The following is a 15,356-nucleotide window of genomic DNA, read 5'->3' as shown; positions in this document are numbered from 1 at the left end:
ATGGCGAATCGACTCACCCAGATCGCCACCCGCACCGGTGACGACGGAACCACCGGCCTCGGCGACGGCACGCGCGTGCCGAAGGACCACCTGCGGGTGCAGGCGATGGGCGATGTCGACGAGCTGAACTCGACGCTCGGCGTGCTGCTCGCCGAGCCGCTGCCCGACGACGTGCGCGAGCTGCTGGTGGTGATCCAGCATGAGCTGTTCAACCTCGGCGGCGAGTTGTCGATCCCCGGCTACGAGCTGCTGAAGGCCGATGCGGTGCTGCGGCTCGACGAGGCGCTGGCCCACCACAATGCCGCGCTGCCGCGGCTGAAGGAGTTCATCCTGCCGGCAGGCACGCGCAGTGCGGCGATCGCGCACGTGGGGCGCACCGTCGCGCGGCGGGCCGAGCGCGCGGTGGTGGCGCTGGCCGCGCACGAGACGGTGCGGGCCGAGCCGCGGCAGTACCTGAACCGGCTCAGCGACCTGCTGTTCGTGCTGGCGCGCGTGCTGAACCGCGCCAACCTCGACGGGCTGGGCGGCGACGACGTGTACTGGCGCAGCGAGCGGCTGGCGCGCGACGCGGACTGATCCGACCCAGTGGCGTCAGGGTGCGGCGTTGTAGCCGACGGCGAACTCGGCCAACGTGAGCTGGCCGTCGTGGTCGGTATCGAGCTTGTCGAACATCGCCGCGATGGCCGGCAGGCGCTCGGCCTCCTCGCGCGACAACTTGCCGTCGCCGTTCACGTCGACGCGGGTGAAGACTGCCTCCATTGCGGCCTTGTCCTTGGCCGACGGTTCGGCGGCCGGGGTCACGGCGGAGGCCAGCAGCGCCGCGCCGCCCAGGGTGACGGCCAGCAGGCTGCTGCGAATGCGGTGCGGCGTGGTCATGGCGTGCCCCGGAGCGAGTGGATCGAACCGGGATTGCACCTGATCCGGCGCGCCGGGGCCAGTCTTCTTGCCAGGGCTTACCCTCGCTACATCTGCGTGACCGCCCTTACAACTCAGCCGCGGCGGGCCTTCACCGCCTGGTGCAGCACGTCGAGCACCGTCAGCGAATCGTCCCAGCCGATGCAGGCGTCGGTGATGCTCTGGCCATAGGCGAGGCGGGCCGGGTCGTCCTTGCCGGCGCTGAACTTCTGCGCGCCGGCCTGCAGGTGGCTCTCGACCATCACGCCGAAGATGCGGCGGCTGCCGCCGGCAAGCTGGCCGGCGATGTCGCGCGCGACATCGATCTGGCGCTCATGCTGCTTGCTGCTGTTGGCATGCGAGCAGTCGACCATCAGCGACGGGTTCAGCTTGGCGGCCTCGAGGTCCTTGCAGGCCGCCTCGACGTGCACCGCATCGTAGTTGGGTGTCTTGCCGCCGCGCAGGATCACGTGGCAGTCGGGGTTGCCGCGCGTCTCGACGATCGCGACCTGGCCGTTCTTGTGCACCGACAGGAAGTGGTGCGCGCGGGCCGCGGCCTGGATCGCGTCGGTCGCGATGCGGATGTTGCCGTCGGTGCCGTTCTTGAAACCGATCGGTGCCGACAGGCCCGAGGCCAGTTCGCGGTGCACCTGGCTTTCGGTGGTGCGCGCGCCGATCGCGCCCCACGAGATCAGGTCGCCGATGTATTGCGGCGAGATCACGTCGAGGAACTCGCTGCCGGCCGGCATGCCCAGCTTGTTGATCTCGGTCAGCAGCTGGCGCGCGATGCGCAGGCCTTCGTCGATGCGGTAGCTCTCGTCGAGGTAGGGGTCGTTGATCAGGCCCTTCCAGCCGACGGTGGTGCGCGGCTTCTCGAAGTAGACGCGCATCACGATCTCGAGGGTGTCGGCGTATTTTTCGCGCTGCACGCGCAGCTTGCGGGCGTAGTCGACGGCAGCGACCGGGTCGTGGATCGAGCACGGGCCCATCACGACGAGCAGGCGGTCGTCGCGGCCGGCGACGATGTTCTTGATGCGCTGGCGGGTGTCGGAGATCAGCGTTTCGGCCGCGGTGCCGCGGATCGGGAAGAAGCGAACCAGGTGTTCGGGCGGGGGCAGCGGAGTCACGTCCTGGATCCTTTCGTCGTCGGTTCGGCCTGTCTTGTCGACGGGCGCATACCAACCCTCCGTGGCGCTGGCGGACTGGGCGTTCATGTGGGTGATCTCCTGCGTGAGCGATGTGGGAACGATCGAAGGGTCGGGACGGCGAGGGCAAAAAAAAACCGCCGGGGGGAGCCCGGCGGTTTGGTGAGTTCTTTGCGTTTGTCGCTTACAGCCTACGCGCTGACCTCTCCTCCGCCGGGCGGTGCGAGAACCAAAAGTAGGCAAAGAAGTAGGACGGAACGAAACGCATGGGCGCGAATGTAGCACGGGCCACTGACCGGCCGTCAAGCTCCTTTTGCGCACAGGTGTTTGCCGTCGGCGGCAAATTGACAGCACCGCACGGGCGCGGGTCAATCACAGGTTCACCAACCACGAGGAGACAAGCATGGATCGACGACACCTGATATCCACCGGCGCGGCGATGGGGCTGGGCGCCGTGGCGGGCTGCGCCACTGACAGCCGCGCCGGTGCCGCGGCCGGCGGCGCGAAGACCGCGTTCGACGTGCCGCAACCGACGCTGCCGGTGGTCGGCAGCGCCGAGTTGTTCCCGGTGCGGCGCATCTACTGCATCGGTCGCAACTACGCGGCGCATGCGCGCGAGATGGGCTCCGACCCGAACCGCGAGCCGCCGTTCTTCTTCCAGAAGCCGAGCGACGCGGTGCAGTTCGTCGCGCCCGGCAGCACCGGCGAGCACCCGTACCCGCCGCTGACGAAGAACTACCACTACGAGATCGAGCTGGTCGCGGCGCTGCACCGCGGTGGGCGCAACGTGCCACCGGAGCAGGCGCTGGACCTCGTCTACGGCTATGCGATCGGGCTGGACATGACGCGCCGCGACCTGCAGCGCGCGATGGGCGACGAGAAGAAGCCGTGGGAGATCGGCAAGAGCTTCGACCGCTCGGCACCGATCGGGCCGATCCACCGCGTCGCGCAGGTCGGGCATTTCACGCAGGGATCGATCACGCTGAAGGTGAACGGCCAGCTGAAGCAGAACGCCGACCTGAAGCAGATGATCTGGAGCGTGGCCGAGCAGATCAGCAAGCTGTCGCAGGCTTTCGAGCTGAAGCCGGGCGACATCGTCTTCAGCGGCACGCCGGAGAACGTCGGGCCGGTGGTGCCCGGGGATGTGATGCAGGGGGAGATCGCGGGCTTGCCGGTGTTGAGCGTGCGGGTGGTGTAGCGGGGCAGGAGAGGGAACCGGGCGGGCGGTGTCGTTACCAATGCGGGCAGGCGGGTGGACGCCTGGTGGCAACGACCCCTCAGCAAAGGAACCTGACCATGAACGGCCAGCCCTCGAGCAAGATCAGCTCGTCGCATGCGTCGCGGAAGAGCGCCCGCTCCCGCGATGCGAGAAGCACGCAACCTGATGCGAAGGCCACGCCTGCGATGACGCAGGAGAGGGCGGAAGCCACCTTGGTGTCGCTGGGCCTGCAGTTGCCACGGCGGCCCACGATCGACCCCGGCTCCGATGAGCGGTTGACCCGGAACCGCCGTGACGTGGAGTTGCTGTTGCGCGAGATCGATGGCGCGATGACGCGCATTGACGATGCCGCCGTCGAAAGGCTGCGTCTTCAATTGAGAGAAGCGCAGCAACAAGGCATCGCAATGCGGGAGGGCCTTGTCTTGCACGACGATTCAGACATTGCAAGACTCGATGATCCGCAACGGCTGCAGCTCTGTCTGCGGGAGATCAGAGAAGAGCTTGACACTGCACGCGGGTTGCAGGACGAACTCCTTGCGGCAAAGGACTATGTTCAGGCGCTGGAGGGTCGCATCCATGCTTGCGCAGCCAGGGGCGAGATCCTCGCGAAGAAACTGAGACGGAACGTCGTCGCAGGCGATGGTACTCACGCGATGCGATCCCAGGAATCATCGGCAGTCGGGATGGGTCTGGTGGTCGCAGTGACGCCTCGACAAAGCAGTTTGCAACGACCCATCGATCAGGAGAAGAAAGTGGACCCGACCCGGAAGTCTCATCACGCCACCAGCCCGCGCAGCACTGCCCAATCCGCAAAGAGCCATCGCTATGGCGGGAAGATCAAGGACCAGCGACAGATCGATCTGTCGTCCGTGAAGCTCGCAAAGCCTGTGGAAAGGGACGACTCCCACATCGTGCCTGCATCGCCGTTGTCCCCTGTGCAGAAGAGAGCCACGCTGCCAACGTTCGGCGAATGGGGGGCTCAGAAGCAGCCCTTGAAATCAACGGGCTGGCAAACTTCCGTCCAAAGCCCTAGGCCGTCGACCCAGCCTTCGACGCCGAGACTCGGCGTGGTTCGCAAGGATGTCAATGACGCAATAACCAATCTCGTGGGCTCCATGGTCGATGCGACTGATGAGCAGATCGCGGACGCACTGACGAAGCTGGAGCGTATCGAGAGCAGTCGCCAGAATCTGGATGCGGCGGCCCGGGGGTGCCTGGACAAGGCGCACGCGGCAAGAAGCCACGCGGCTGAAATGGAAGCTCAGGCCGCCACTCTTCAGAAAATCAACAAGGGTGGCGCTCCGAGAGGCCAGGAAACAATCGCCGCGCTTCGAGCGGAGCAAGCCCGCCGAGCAAGCCGTCAGGCACAAGATGCCGAAGCGGAATTGATCGACTACGGGTCTGTGGAAGAGGCCGAGAAACGGGCGTTTGGAGAACAGACGTTCGGGCTGGCGACATGTTCGCTGGACGACGTGCTTGTGCAACTTGCGGATTTGTTGTCAACGCCGGAACCCGAGTTTGGCCTGGAGAGAGCTCAGGTCGAGGACAAAAAGTCAATCAGGTCACGGCCGCTTGGTGGAACGGGTGGTACCAGGGCGGCCGAGCCAAGTAAGGCAGGGGACAAGCTTGCGGAGCACACCAAGAGGTACGAGCAATTCAGAGGCTATGCCCGAGAGGAAAAGGCGGCCATGAAGAAATGGAAAACCGAGTTGGCCCGTCTGAGTGAGGAGTCAGAAAGGCGTACAGGCGGTGAGGCCTCCATCGGCGGCAGACCGAACCTGTAGCGCCCCGGGGCAGGGCTTCAGGCGGTCCCGCCCACCGTCAACTTGTCGATGCGCAGCGTGGGCTGCCCCACCCCCACCGGCACGCTCTGCCCTTCCTTGCCGCACACGCCGACGCCGGTGTCGAGCTTCATGTCGTTGCCGATCATGCTGACGCGGGTCAGTGCGTCGGGGCCGTTGCCGATGATGGTGGCGCCCTTCACCGGGTACAGGATCTTGCCGTTCTCGACCCAGAAGGCCTCGGAGGCGGAGAACACGAACTTGCCGCTGGTGATGTCGACCTGGCCGCCACCGAAGTTGGTGGCGTACAGCCCGCGCTTCAGGCCGGCGATGATCTCTTCCTTGGTCTTGTCGCCGCCGAGCATGTAGGTGTTGGTCATGCGCGGCATCGGCACCGCGGCGTAGCTCTCGCGGCGGCCGTTGCCGGTGGTGGCGACGCCCATCAGTCGGGCGTTCATCGAGTCCTGGATGTAGCCCTTCAGGATGCCGTCCTCGATCAGCACGTTGCGCTGCGTCGCGTTGCCTTCGTCGTCGACGTTCAGCGAGCCGCGGCGGTCGGGAATGGTGCCGTCGTCGAGCACGGTGACGCCCTTGGCCGCGACGCGCTGGCCGAGGCGGCCGCTGAACGCGCTGGAGCCCTTGCGGTTGAAGTCGCCTTCGAGCCCGTGGCCGATGGCCTCGTGCAGCAGCACGCCGGGCCAGCCCGGGCCGAGCACGACGCTCATCTCGCCGGCCTTGGCCGGGCGCGATTCGAGGTTGGTCAGCGCCGCCTTGACGGCATCGTTGACGTAGCTCTCGATGATGTTGTCCTGGAAGTAGCCGAGCCCGAAGCGGCCGCCGCCGCCGCCGGAGCCGACCTCGCGGCGCACCTCGCCGGCGATGGTCTGCTCGGCGATCACGGTGACCGACAGCCGCACCAGCGGACGCACGTCGGCGGCCAAGGTGCCGTCGGCGCGGGCGACCAGCACCACGTCGTACTCGGCGGCGATGCCGGCCATCACCTGCTTGATGCGCGGGTCCTTCGCGCGGGCGAGTTTCTCGACGCGCTCCAGCAGCGCAACCTTCTGCGTGCTGTCGAGCGTGGCGATCGGGTCCATCGGCGCATAGAGCACGCGGCTGCCGGCGATCTTCGGCGTGCCGGCGATCTTGACGCTGCGGCTCTGGCCGGCCGCAGCGATGGTGCGCACGGTGGCGGCGGCATCGAGCAGCGCGGCCTCGGAAATGTCGTCGGAGTAGGCGAACGCGGTCTTCTCGCCGGCCACCGCGCGCACGCCGACGCCCTGGTCGATGCCGAAGCTGCCGCTCTTCACGATGCCTTCTTCCAGGCTCCAGCCCTCGCTGCGGGTGTACTGGAAGTACAGGTCGGCGTCGTCGATGCGGTGCGTCGCGATGGCCTGCAGGGCCTGCGAGAGCGTGGCGTCGGTCAGGCCGAAGGGTTCGAGCAGCAGCGAGCGGGCGACGGCCAGTCGTTCGAGGGTGGGTTCGCGCGAGATCATGGCGGCGGCTCCTGTGGGGTGGTGGGGCATTCTAGGAGTGTCGATGGATGGTGTTGCCGGGACGGTCTTTGGGCGACCGGGTGGGTGGTGGAACCCATGGACAGGGACAGGCGGAACCGTTCCCCTGGCGCTGTTACTCAGGGAGAGTTCCAGCCACGTCAACGCGCTGTACGGCCGACACCCTCACCCACAGACGACAGGAGGTTTCCTTGAGCAACACTCAGATTCCGGGATCGCCACGAACCAAAGAGAGCCCGCGCTGGTCGCCGGAAAAGGAAAAACGAGGGAAGCGTATGACGAAGAAGCTCACTTCGGAACGCAAAAATTCCGGGAATACCATCGCGTCTGTCCTGGGCGTCATGGCGGAACCGATCATTCCATCGGTGGCGTTGACGGAAGAGCAGCAAAAAAAATGGGAGCACAAAAAGAATAAATTGAAGCTCAAGGATCTGTCGTCCGATCAGATCGGGCGGCAGAAGCAGATTTTGGCGGACCTCGGAATTCCGCCGCTGAAAGTGCCCGCCAAGGACAAGAAGACCAAATCTTCGAGTATTCCGCAATCACCTGGCTCCGGCACGTCGCCGCATCTTCATAGGGAAAGGGACCTCGCCCCGACGTCGCCGCGACGGGGCATTCCTGCGACGCCTCGGTCCCCACGGGGAGAGCAGACTCCAAGGACCAAGCACTTGAGCGGGCTGGACCAAAAGCTCAGCAACAAGCGGGAGAGCATTGCGGGCCTGGAGGGCGAGATTGCGGGTTTGCAACGCCAACTCGCTGCGGCGAAAAAAGATCTGAACTTGCTTCAGCAGAAGAGAGATCAGGAGGCAGCAATCCTGCTTCACGGTTCGCGCTCTTCACGCCAATCGACTGCTCAAGGCAAAGTGAGAACGGATTCGAGCGCCTCCGAAACGGACATCAGCGCGATCGTCCAAACGTTGGAGCGTGAGGACAGGCACGGTCAGCAATAGCGAACGCTGAGGGCGAATGGATGCCGGCGATGAGCCGCGACAAAGCAATCGCCAGCGTTCATTCTTCCCCGACGCCCTCAGCTTCGCGTTTCAATCGCAGCGCATGCTCGTAGAGCACATTGCGGGGTTGCCCCGTCAGGCTGGCCGCCAGAGACACGGCCTGCTTGAGGGGCAACTCCGCGAGCAAGGTCTGCAGCGTCGCGGTGGCGCGTGCCTCGTCATCGTCGCTGCTCACCGCCTGGCCATGGAGCACCAGCACGAACTCGCCACGCACCCGGTTGGCATCCGCAGCCAACCACGCCGGCAATTGGTCGGCCGGCATCGTCGCGATGCTTTCGAACTGCTTGGTCAGCTCGCGGCACACGGTCAGTTGTCTCGCACCGCACGCGCCGGCCAGTGCGGTGGCCAACGCCTCGATTCGATGCGGTGCCTCGAACAGCACCTGCGCCGTCGCACGCGTTGCCACCGCAGACAGCGCGCGCTGCCGCTCGGCGCCCTTCGCCGGCAGGAACCCGACGAACTCGAACCCCCCGGCCACGACATCCCCCGCCACGCTCAATGCTGCCAACGCACTGCTGGCGCCCGGAAGAGGAATGCACCGATGCCCCGCTGCCTGCGCCGCCGCGACCAGCACCGCCCCCGGATCGCTGACCGCCGGCGTCCCCGCGTCGCTCACATACGCGACCCGCTCGCCGCGCGCCAGCCGCGCCAGCACCGCCTGCGCCGCTTCGCGCTCGTTGTGCTCGTGCACCGCCAGCAGCGGCTTGTCGAGCCCGAGGTGGCGCATCAGCTGCGCGCTGTGCCGGGTGTCCTCGCAGGCCACCGCGTCGACCAGCGACAGCACATGAACCGCGCGCAACGTGATGTCGGCCAGGTTGCCGATCGGCGTCGCGACGACATACAGCGCGCCGGCGGGATACTGCTGAGCCCCGGCCGCGGCCTCGGCAGCCTTCAGCAACAACGTTGAATCCAGGGTCACGATGGTCCAGACGACGAAGGAGGTGGGAGACGACGGCGAAGCGCGTGCGCTCGCGCACCTGCTGCGCCACGGCCTCGTGCTGGTGCGCCGCAATTATCGGGTCGCGGCCGGTCCGCGCGCGCGGGGCGGTGAAGTCGACCTGATCCTGCGCGATCGCGACGGCACGCTGGTGTTCGTCGAGGTGCGCGCCCGCGCCCGGCTCGGCCATGGCGGCGCGGCGGCGAGCGTCGGCGCGGTCAAGCAGCGTCGTGTCATCTTCGCGGCGCATCATTTCCTGCGCGCATACCCGACACTGCCACCCTGCCGCTTCGACGTCGTTGCGATCGACGGCGAGCGGCTCGACTGGCTGCGCGCGGCCTTCGATGCGGGGTGAAGAACGGATTGAGCGGGCGGTCACACCCCTCGGAACCAAGCTGGTGCACCCGTGTCATATCATCCATGCCCATGCTCGAACAACGAATCCAGCAACAGTTCTTCGACAGCGCCGACCTGAAGTACGCGGCCGCTGAAATCCTCTCCCGTCCGATCGCCGATGCCGTCAGCGCCGTCGTCGGCAGCATCACGGCCGGCGGCAAGGTGCTCGCGTGCGGCAACGGCGGGTCCGCCAGCGACGCCCAGCACTTCGCCGCCGAGTTCGTCGGCCGCTTCGAACGCGAACGCCCGGGGCTCGCGGCGATCGCGCTGACCACCGACACGTCGATCCTCACCGCGATCGGCAACGACTACGATTTCAACGCGATCTTCTCGAAGCAGGTGCAGGCGCTCGGCGCCCCCGGCGACGTGCTGATCGCGATCACTACCAGCGGCAACTCCGCCAACGTGCTGGCCGCCGTCGAGGCGGCCCACGCGAAGGAGATGACCGTGGTGGCCCTCACCGGCCGCGGCGGCGGCAAGATGGTGGCCGAACTCACCGAAACCGACGTCCACATCTGCGTGCCGCACGAACGCACCGCACGCATCCAGGAAGTCCACATCCTCGCGCTGCACTGCCTGTGCGACGCGGTCGATCTGCAATTGCTGGGCGAACAGGAAAACACATGAAGCGTCTCTCGAAACGTCTCTCGTCCCTCTCGATCGTCGTGGCCGCCGTCGTGGCCGCGTCCGGCCTGTCCGGCTGCGCCGCGCTCTTCATCGGCGGCGCGATGGTGGGCGGCACGCTCGTCGCCACCGACCGCCGCACCTCCGGCGCGCAACTCGAAGACCAGTCCATCGAACTGAAGGGCGGCAAGCGCGTCGCCGAGGTCACCGATCAACAGAAGTCGCGCGTCAGCGTCACCAGCTACAACCGCACGGTGCTGCTGACCGGCGAGGTGCAGACCGACACCGAGAAGGCCGCGGCCGAGCAGGCGGTGACGCAGCTCGAGAACGTGCGCACCGTCGTCAACGAGATCACGCTGGCCGGCAACAACACCTTCAGCCGCAGCGGCGCGAGCGACGCGCTGCTGACCAGCAAGGTCAAGGCGACGCTGATCGATGCGCGCGACGTGATGGCCAACGCCTTCAAGGTGGTGACCGAGCGCGGCACCGTCTACCTGATGGGCATCGTCACCCAGCGCGAAGCCGACCGCGCGACCGACCTGGCGCGCAGCATCAGCGGCGTGCAGAAGGTGGTGCGGGTGTTCGAGGTCGTCAGCGAAGACGAACTCGCGCGGCTGCGTCCGGCCGAGCCGCCGAAGCCGGCGACCTCGTCCAACAAGCCCTGATCACCCAGCCCTGAGCGGGCTGGCCCGGCGGGCTACTTCAGCCGGGTGATCAGGCTCGACGTGTCCCAGCGCTGGCCGCCCGTGGCCTGCACGTCGGCATAGAACTGGTCGACCAGCGCGGTGACCGGCAGCCGCGCGCCGTTGCGCTTGGCCTCGTCGAGCACCAGGCCCAGGTCCTTGCGCATCCAGTCGACCGCGAAGCCGAAATCGAACTTGCCGTCGATCATCGTCGGCCCGCGGTTGTCCATCTGCCAGCTCTGCGCGGCACCCTTGCCGATCACGCCGAGCACGGCCTTCATGTCGAGCCCGGCCTTCTGGCCGAAGGCGATCGCTTCGGCCAGGCCCTGCACGAGCCCGGCGATGCAGATCTGGTTCACCATCTTCGCCAGCTGGCCGGCGCCGCTCTCGCCGAGCAGCGTGACCGCCTTCGCGAAGGCCATCGCGACCGGCTGGGCCTTCGCGAACGCGGCGGCGTCGCCACCGCACATCACCGTCAGCGCGCCGTTGATCGCACCCAGGTTGCCACCGGACACCGGCGCATCGATGAAGCGCAGGCCGAGCGCACGCGCCGCGGCATCGAGCTCGCGCGCGACCTCGGCCGATGCGGTCGTGTGGTCGACGAAGATCGCGCCGGGCTTCATGCCGGCGAAGGCGCCGTCGGGCCCGGTGGTCACCGCGCGCAGGTCGTCGTCGTTGCCGACGCAGGCGAACACCAGGTCGGCGCCGGCCACCGCGGCCTTCGGCGTCGGGGCGCTCGCGCCGCCGTAGTCCTTCACCCACTGATCCGCCTTGGCTGCAGTGCGGTTGTAGACGGTGACCTTGTGCCCCGCGCGAGCCAGGTGCCCGGCCATCGGGTGGCCCATCACGCCCAGGCCCAGGAAAGCCACGGTGTGTGCGGCGATCGGCTCGTAGCTCTTCGTGCTCATCGCGGGCGCGTCCTCAGACGATGGTCAGGTGTTCGGTGCCGGCCGACAGGTCGCTGCTGCGCGCGCGGTTGCTGTTCAGCTTGATCTGCAGCCGCAGGTCGTTCACCGAATCGGCATTGCGCAGCGCGTCTTCATACGTCACCAGGTGGTTCTCGTAGAGGTCGAACAGGCTCTGGTCGAAGGTCTGCATGCCCAGCTCGCGCGACTTCTTCATGATCTCCTTGATCTCGGAGACCTCGCCCTTGAAGATCAGCTCGGAGATCAGCGGCGTGTTCAGCATGATCTCGACCGCGGCGATCCGCCCGCGGCCTTCCTGGCGCGGCAGCAGCCGCTGCGACACCAGCGACTTCAGGTTCAGCGACAAGTCCATCAGCAGCTGCGCGCGGCGCTCTTCGGGGAAGAAGTTGATGATCCGGTCGAGCGCCTGGTTGGCGCTGTTGGCGTGCAGCGTGGCCATGCACAGGTGGCCGGTCTCGGCGAAGGCCACCGCGTGCTCCATGGTCTCGCGGTCGCGGATTTCGCCCATCAGGATCACGTCGGGCGCCTGGCGCAGCGTGTTCTTCAGCGCCTGGCCCCAGCCTTCGGTGTCCAGGCCGACCTCGCGCTGCGTGACGATGCAGTTCTTGTGCGGGTGCACGAACTCGACCGGGTCCTCGATCGTGATGATGTGGCCGTACGAGTTCTCGTTGCGGAAGTCGACCATCGCCGCCAGCGAGGTGCTCTTGCCCGAGCCGGTGGCGCCAACGAAGATCACGAGACCGCGCTTGGTCATCGTGACGTCTTTCAGCACCTGCGGCAGGTTCAGGCTGTCGATGGTCGGCAGCGTCTGCGGAATCGTCCGCAGCACCAGCCCGACGTGGCCCTGCTGCATGAAGGCATTGACCCGGAAGCGGCCGATGCCCTGCGGCGAGATCGCGAAGTTGCATTCCTTCGTGCGCTCGAACTCGGCGGCCTGCTTGTCGTTCATCACCGAGCGCGTCAGCGCCAGCGTGTGCTGGCCGGTCAGCGGCTGCGGCGACACCTTGGTGACCTTGCCGTCGACCTTGATGGCCGGCGGGAAATCCGCGGTGAGGAACAAGTCGGACCCATTGCGCGACACCATCAGGCGCAGCAGGTCGTTGACGAATTTCGATGCCTGGTCTCTTTCCATGATGCTTCCTCTGGCCCGTCAGGTGCTGGACAACAAGGCACTCAGCCGGGCGCTGACCTGCCGCAAACGCAATGACAAACGCCGCGACAGCGAGGCCAGCAGGGCCAGGCCGAGTCGCGGCTCGAACATGATCATCTCATCCAATCGCTGCGCATCCACCACCGCGAGGGTACACGGCGTCAACGTGGTGCAGGCGGAGAAGCGGGCGCCCGCGTCGAGCAGCGACATCTCGCCCAGCATGTCGCCGGCCCGCGCCTCGGCCAGCCGGGCCCGTCCGCCCCAGGGCTGGATGCGGTCGACCGCCAGCGTGCCGTCGAGCACGATCAGCATGTAGTCGCCCTGCTCGTCCTGGCCGATCACTTCCTTGTTGGCCGGCACCTGCACGAACTGCAGGTACTGGCTCATGCGCTGCAGCTCGTCCGGGCTGAGCGCGGCGACATAGCGGTCGGCCCCCCACAGCCTGGCGAACAGCGGCTCGGCCTGCTGGCGCGCGATCGGGGTGGCGCCGACAGCCGCGGCCCGTGCGGCCCAGGTGGCCAGCGCCTGGGTGTCTTCGGCGCGGTCGGCGAACTGCGTCGAGAAGAAGCCGGATTCGCCGAGGCCCGCGTCCTCCTTCGAGACCGCACGCGCGTCGTCGCCGCCACGCTTCAGGCGATCAAAGAGTCGTTTCACGCGGCACCTTGGGGCGGACGGAGCGAAGCGGGATGGGGACGTGGGGCCGATCAGCCGGGGAAGTTTTCGGGGAACTTCGCCTTCGAGCGCGCTTCGGCCGGCGAGATGATGTTGCGGCGGACCAGGTCGGACAGGTTCTGGTCGAGCGTCTGCATGCCCACCGTGTTGCCGGTCTGGATCGACGAATACATCTGCGCGATCTTGTTCTCGCGGATCAGGTTCCGGATGGCCGCGGTGCCCAGCATGATCTCGTGCGCCGCGGCGCGGCCGCTGCCGTCCTTCAGCTTGCACAGCGTCTGCGAGATCACGCCGATCAGCGATTCGGACAGCATCGAGCGCACCATTTCCTTTTCGGCCGCGGGGAACACGTCGACCACGCGGTCGATGGTCTTCGCGGCCGAGCTGGTGTGCAGCGTGCCGAACACCAGGTGGCCGGTTTCAGCGGCGGTCAGTGCCAGGCGGATGGTTTCGAGGTCGCGCATTTCGCCGACCAGGATGCAGTCCGGGTCTTCGCGCAGCGCCGAGCGCAGCGCGTTCGCGAAGCTCAGCGTGTGCGGCCCGACCTCGCGCTGGTTGACCAGGCACTTCTTCGATTCGTGCACGAACTCGATCGGGTCCTCGACCGTCAGCACGTGGCCGTACTCGTTTTCGTTCAGGTGGTTGACCATCGCGGCCAGCGTGGTCGACTTGCCCGAGCCGGTCGGGCCGGTGACGAGCACCAGGCCGCGCGGCTTCAGCGCGAGCTCGGCGAACACCTTCGGCGTGTTCAGTTGCTCCAGCGTCAGGATCTTCGACGGAATGGTCCGGAACACCGCGCCGGCGCCGCGGTTCTGGTTGAAGGCGTTGACCCGGAAGCGGGCCAGGCCCTGGATCTCGAACGAGAAGTCGCACTCCAGCGTCTCTTCGTAGTTCTTGCGCTGCGAGTCGTTCATGATGTCGTAGACCATCTCGTGCACCTGCTTGTGCTCGAGCGGATCGACATTGATGCGGCGCACATCGCCGTGCACGCGGATCATCGGCGGCAGCCCTGCCGACAAGTGAAGGTCGGAGGCCTTGTTCTTGACCGAGAACGCGAGCAGTTGGGTGATGTCCATGGGGTGCTTGTAAGGGGTTGTGAGCGGCCACCTCGTCGGCGGGGCTCGCGGCGCCGCCTGTTCCCGGGTGTCCCTGGTAGCTTGGGATAGGCTCGGGGAATTATGGCGATGATTGCTTCGAACATACAACAAGTGCACCAACGCATCTCTCGGGCATGTGTGCTCTCGCAACGCCCCGTGCAAAGCGTCACGCTGCTGGTTGTTACCAAAACTTTCGGGCCGGACGCGGTGCGCGAGGCGTTCGCAGCGGGCGAGCGCCGCTTCGGCGAGAACTACGTGCAGGAGGGCGTCGACAAGATCGCCGCGCTGGCCGAGCTGCGTTCGCAGGCGGAGTGGCACCTGATCGGGCCGCTGCAGAGCAACAAGACGCGCGTCGTCGCCGAGCAGTTCGACTGGGTGCATTCGGTCGACCGGCTGAAGATCGCGCAGCGGCTGAGCGAGCAGCGGCCGCCGCATCTGGCAGCGCTGCAGCTGTGCCTGCAGGTCAACATCAGCGGCGAGGCCAGCAAGAGCGGGCTCGCGCCGGACGAGGTGGCCGCCGTCGCGCGCGAGGTGGCCGGCCTGCCGCGGGTGCGGCTGCGAGGCTTGATGGCGATCCCCGAGCCGGCCGGCGACTTCGACGCGCAAAGGGCGCCGCACCGGGCGCTGCGCCTGTTGATGGAGCATCTGAACGCCGACGGCCTCGCACTCGACACGCTGTCGATGGGCATGTCGGCCGACCTCGATGCCGCGGTCGCCGAGGGCGCGACGATGGTGCGCGTCGGCAGCGCGATCTTCGGCAGCCGGGCGCCGTCAGATCGGTAGCGCCGTGGTGTTCTTCACCTCTTCCATCACCGCATACGTGTGCGTCTCCCGCACCCCCGGCAGGCTCCAGATCACCGAGCCGATCAGTTCGCGGTACGAGCCCATGTCGGCCACGCGCGTCTTGATCAGGTAGTCGAAGCCACCGGCCACCAGGTGGCATTCGAGGATCTCGGGCCGCACCTGCACGGCCGCCTTGAAGGCCTTCATCACGTCCGGCGTCGTGCGGTCGAGCACCACCTCGATGAAGACCATCATTCCCGCGCCGAGCTTGTCGGGGTTCAATCGGGCCTCGTAGCCGAGGATGAAGCCGTCGCGCGTCAGCCGCTTCACCCGCTCCAACACGGCGGTCGGCGACAAGTGCACCGTCTCGGCCAGCTTCAGGTTCGAGATGCGCCCGTCCTGCTGCAGCGCGCCCAGGATGCGGGCGTCGATCTTGTCCAGCGTGGCAGGCAAGCTGTGATTGGTTTTCATGGTGAATGAATTCGGAGACTGGCTTTTTGTCGGTGATTAATTCATGTGATCAGC

At 66.7% G+C, this 15,356-nt stretch carries 17 protein-coding genes; 8 read left to right on the top strand and 9 right to left on the bottom strand.

The features are described 5' to 3' along the window. Nucleotides 1-576: a cob(I)yrinic acid a,c-diamide adenosyltransferase gene (locus ASC98_RS11620; protein WP_056804312.1), complete on the top strand. Its 576-nt coding sequence runs from the start codon at nucleotides 1-3 to the stop codon at nucleotides 574-576. Nucleotides 577-591: 15 nt separating this feature from the next. Here ASC98_RS11620 and ASC98_RS11615 read toward each other — a convergent pair whose 3' ends face one another. Beyond that, complete coding sequence (locus tag ASC98_RS11615) at nucleotides 592-876, bottom strand: EF-hand domain-containing protein (protein ID WP_056804307.1); 285 nt, start codon at nucleotides 874-876, stop codon at nucleotides 592-594. 113 nt (nucleotides 877-989) lie between these two features. After that, nucleotides 990-2,108, bottom strand: a complete 1,119-nt coding sequence (locus ASC98_RS11610) for a 3-deoxy-7-phosphoheptulonate synthase (RefSeq protein WP_056804305.1) — start codon at nucleotides 2,106-2,108, stop codon at nucleotides 990-992. A 334-nt stretch (nucleotides 2,109-2,442) separates the two neighbouring features. On the opposite strand from ASC98_RS11610, the gene ASC98_RS11605 reads away from it, so the two are divergent. Together ASC98_RS11605 and ASC98_RS11600 are read left to right on the top strand one after the other, a co-directional pair. Then, nucleotides 2,443-3,237 carry a fumarylacetoacetate hydrolase family protein gene (locus ASC98_RS11605; RefSeq protein WP_056804300.1) on the top strand — a complete coding sequence of 265 codons (795 nt, stop codon included), beginning with the start codon at nucleotides 2,443-2,445 and terminating at the stop codon, nucleotides 3,235-3,237. A gap of 98 nt (nucleotides 3,238-3,335) precedes the next feature. Beyond that, entirely contained in the window at nucleotides 3,336-5,042 is a 1,707-nt protein-coding gene (locus tag ASC98_RS11600; RefSeq protein ID WP_157597871.1) for a hypothetical protein, read from the top strand. 17 nt (nucleotides 5,043-5,059) lie between these two features. Here ASC98_RS11600 and tldD read toward each other — a convergent pair whose 3' ends face one another. Further along, nucleotides 5,060-6,535 (bottom strand): metalloprotease TldD, encoded by a 1,476-nt coding sequence (gene tldD / locus ASC98_RS11595; protein WP_056804294.1) that lies wholly within the window; start codon nucleotides 6,533-6,535, stop codon nucleotides 5,060-5,062. 209 nt (nucleotides 6,536-6,744) lie between these two features. Between tldD and ASC98_RS30310 the strand changes: the two genes are divergently transcribed. Beyond that, a complete protein-coding gene (locus ASC98_RS30310) occupies nucleotides 6,745-7,503 on the top strand; it encodes a hypothetical protein (RefSeq protein ID WP_157597870.1) in 759 nt (252 codons plus the stop codon). A 58-nt stretch (nucleotides 7,504-7,561) separates the two neighbouring features. On the opposite strand, the gene rsmI is transcribed toward ASC98_RS30310, so the two are convergent. Further along, on the bottom strand, nucleotides 7,562-8,482 hold the full coding sequence (gene rsmI, locus ASC98_RS11590; RefSeq protein WP_056804291.1) for a 16S rRNA (cytidine(1402)-2'-O)-methyltransferase: 921 nt from the start codon (nucleotides 8,480-8,482) through the stop codon (nucleotides 7,562-7,564). Between the two features lies 1 nt (nucleotide 8,483). On the opposite strand from rsmI, the gene ASC98_RS11585 reads away from it, so the two are divergent. The 3 genes from ASC98_RS11585 (at nucleotide 8,484) to ASC98_RS11575 (ending at nucleotide 10,185) form a co-directional block, all read left to right on the top strand. After that, on the top strand, nucleotides 8,484-8,855 hold the full coding sequence (locus tag ASC98_RS11585) for a YraN family protein (protein WP_056804289.1): 372 nt from the start codon (nucleotides 8,484-8,486) through the stop codon (nucleotides 8,853-8,855). Nucleotides 8,856-8,926: 71 nt separating this feature from the next. Next, nucleotides 8,927-9,523 (top strand): phosphoheptose isomerase, encoded by a 597-nt coding sequence (locus ASC98_RS11580; protein ID WP_056804286.1) that lies wholly within the window; start codon nucleotides 8,927-8,929, stop codon nucleotides 9,521-9,523. Continuing rightward, nucleotides 9,520-10,185: a BON domain-containing protein gene (locus ASC98_RS11575; protein WP_056819966.1), complete on the top strand. Its 666-nt coding sequence runs from the start codon at nucleotides 9,520-9,522 to the stop codon at nucleotides 10,183-10,185. The genes ASC98_RS11580 and ASC98_RS11575 overlap by 4 nt, the downstream gene beginning before the upstream one ends. Nucleotides 10,186-10,217: 32 nt before the next feature. Here the strand turns inward: ASC98_RS11575 and ASC98_RS11570 are convergent, their stop codons facing one another. Genes ASC98_RS11570 through ASC98_RS11555 form a run of 4 tightly spaced genes read right to left on the bottom strand, consistent with a single transcriptional unit; the run spans nucleotide 10,218 to nucleotide 14,027 of the window. Then, nucleotides 10,218-11,111: an NAD(P)-dependent oxidoreductase gene (locus ASC98_RS11570; protein ID WP_056804280.1), complete on the bottom strand. Its 894-nt coding sequence runs from the start codon at nucleotides 11,109-11,111 to the stop codon at nucleotides 10,218-10,220. A gap of 13 nt (nucleotides 11,112-11,124) precedes the next feature. Continuing rightward, complete coding sequence (locus tag ASC98_RS11565; RefSeq protein WP_056819964.1) at nucleotides 11,125-12,261, bottom strand: PilT/PilU family type 4a pilus ATPase; 1,137 nt, start codon at nucleotides 12,259-12,261, stop codon at nucleotides 11,125-11,127. An 18-nt stretch (nucleotides 12,262-12,279) separates the two neighbouring features. Continuing rightward, nucleotides 12,280-12,933 carry a cyclic nucleotide-binding domain-containing protein gene (locus ASC98_RS11560; protein ID WP_082541831.1) on the bottom strand — a complete coding sequence of 218 codons (654 nt, stop codon included), beginning with the start codon at nucleotides 12,931-12,933 and terminating at the stop codon, nucleotides 12,280-12,282. Nucleotides 12,934-12,983: 50 nt separating this feature from the next. Continuing rightward, the gene (locus tag ASC98_RS11555; RefSeq protein ID WP_056804275.1) at nucleotides 12,984-14,027 is read right to left on the bottom strand and encodes a type IV pilus twitching motility protein PilT; all 1,044 of its coding nucleotides are present in this window, start codon (nucleotides 14,025-14,027) and stop codon (nucleotides 12,984-12,986) included. Nucleotides 14,028-14,129: 102 nt separating this feature from the next. Here ASC98_RS11555 and ASC98_RS11550 point away from each other — a divergent pair, with 102 nt between their 5' ends. Further along, on the top strand, nucleotides 14,130-14,831 hold the full coding sequence (locus ASC98_RS11550) for a YggS family pyridoxal phosphate-dependent enzyme (RefSeq protein WP_056804272.1): 702 nt from the start codon (nucleotides 14,130-14,132) through the stop codon (nucleotides 14,829-14,831). On the opposite strand, the gene ASC98_RS11545 is transcribed toward ASC98_RS11550, so the two are convergent. After that, complete coding sequence (locus tag ASC98_RS11545) at nucleotides 14,820-15,302, bottom strand: Lrp/AsnC ligand binding domain-containing protein (protein ID WP_056804268.1); 483 nt, start codon at nucleotides 15,300-15,302, stop codon at nucleotides 14,820-14,822. The two genes, ASC98_RS11550 and ASC98_RS11545, sit on opposite strands and share 12 nt — an antisense overlap. Nucleotides 15,303-15,356 lie beyond the last annotated feature (54 nt).

The sequence above is a fragment of the Rhizobacter sp. Root1238 genome (genome assembly GCF_001425825.1).
GTDB lineage: Bacteria > Pseudomonadota > Gammaproteobacteria > Burkholderiales > Burkholderiaceae_C > Rhizobacter.
The sequence above is the reverse complement of the archived record's forward strand: the minus strand, read 5'-3'. Positions and strand labels throughout refer to the sequence as shown.

Excerpts from the sequence above, each read along its gene's own strand:
- ASC98_RS11550 (WP_056804272.1), top strand. The coding sequence starts at position 14,130 with ATGGCGATGATTGCTTCGAACATACAACAAGTGCACCAACGCATCTCT.
- ASC98_RS11585 (WP_056804289.1), top strand. The coding sequence starts at position 8,484 with ATGGTCCAGACGACGAAGGAGGTGGGAGACGACGGCGAAGCGCGTGCG.
- ASC98_RS11580 (WP_056804286.1), top strand. The coding sequence starts at position 8,927 with ATGCTCGAACAACGAATCCAGCAACAGTTCTTCGACAGCGCCGACCTG.
- ASC98_RS11600 (WP_157597871.1), top strand. The coding sequence starts at position 3,336 with ATGAACGGCCAGCCCTCGAGCAAGATCAGCTCGTCGCATGCGTCGCGG.
- ASC98_RS11565 (WP_056819964.1), bottom strand. The coding sequence starts at position 12,261 with ATGGAAAGAGACCAGGCATCGAAATTCGTCAACGACCTGCTGCGCCTG.
- ASC98_RS11620 (WP_056804312.1), top strand. The coding sequence starts at position 1 with ATGGCGAATCGACTCACCCAGATCGCCACCCGCACCGGTGACGACGGA.
- ASC98_RS11605 (WP_056804300.1), top strand. The coding sequence starts at position 2,443 with ATGGATCGACGACACCTGATATCCACCGGCGCGGCGATGGGGCTGGGC.
- ASC98_RS11545 (WP_056804268.1), bottom strand. The coding sequence starts at position 15,302 with ATGAAAACCAATCACAGCTTGCCTGCCACGCTGGACAAGATCGACGCC.
- ASC98_RS11575 (WP_056819966.1), top strand. The coding sequence starts at position 9,520 with ATGAAGCGTCTCTCGAAACGTCTCTCGTCCCTCTCGATCGTCGTGGCC.
- ASC98_RS11610 (WP_056804305.1), bottom strand. The coding sequence starts at position 2,108 with ATGAACGCCCAGTCCGCCAGCGCCACGGAGGGTTGGTATGCGCCCGTC.
- ASC98_RS11615 (WP_056804307.1), bottom strand. The coding sequence starts at position 876 with ATGACCACGCCGCACCGCATTCGCAGCAGCCTGCTGGCCGTCACCCTG.
- tldD (WP_056804294.1), bottom strand. The coding sequence starts at position 6,535 with ATGATCTCGCGCGAACCCACCCTCGAACGACTGGCCGTCGCCCGCTCG.
- ASC98_RS11570 (WP_056804280.1), bottom strand. The coding sequence starts at position 11,111 with ATGAGCACGAAGAGCTACGAGCCGATCGCCGCACACACCGTGGCTTTC.
- ASC98_RS11555 (WP_056804275.1), bottom strand. The coding sequence starts at position 14,027 with ATGGACATCACCCAACTGCTCGCGTTCTCGGTCAAGAACAAGGCCTCC.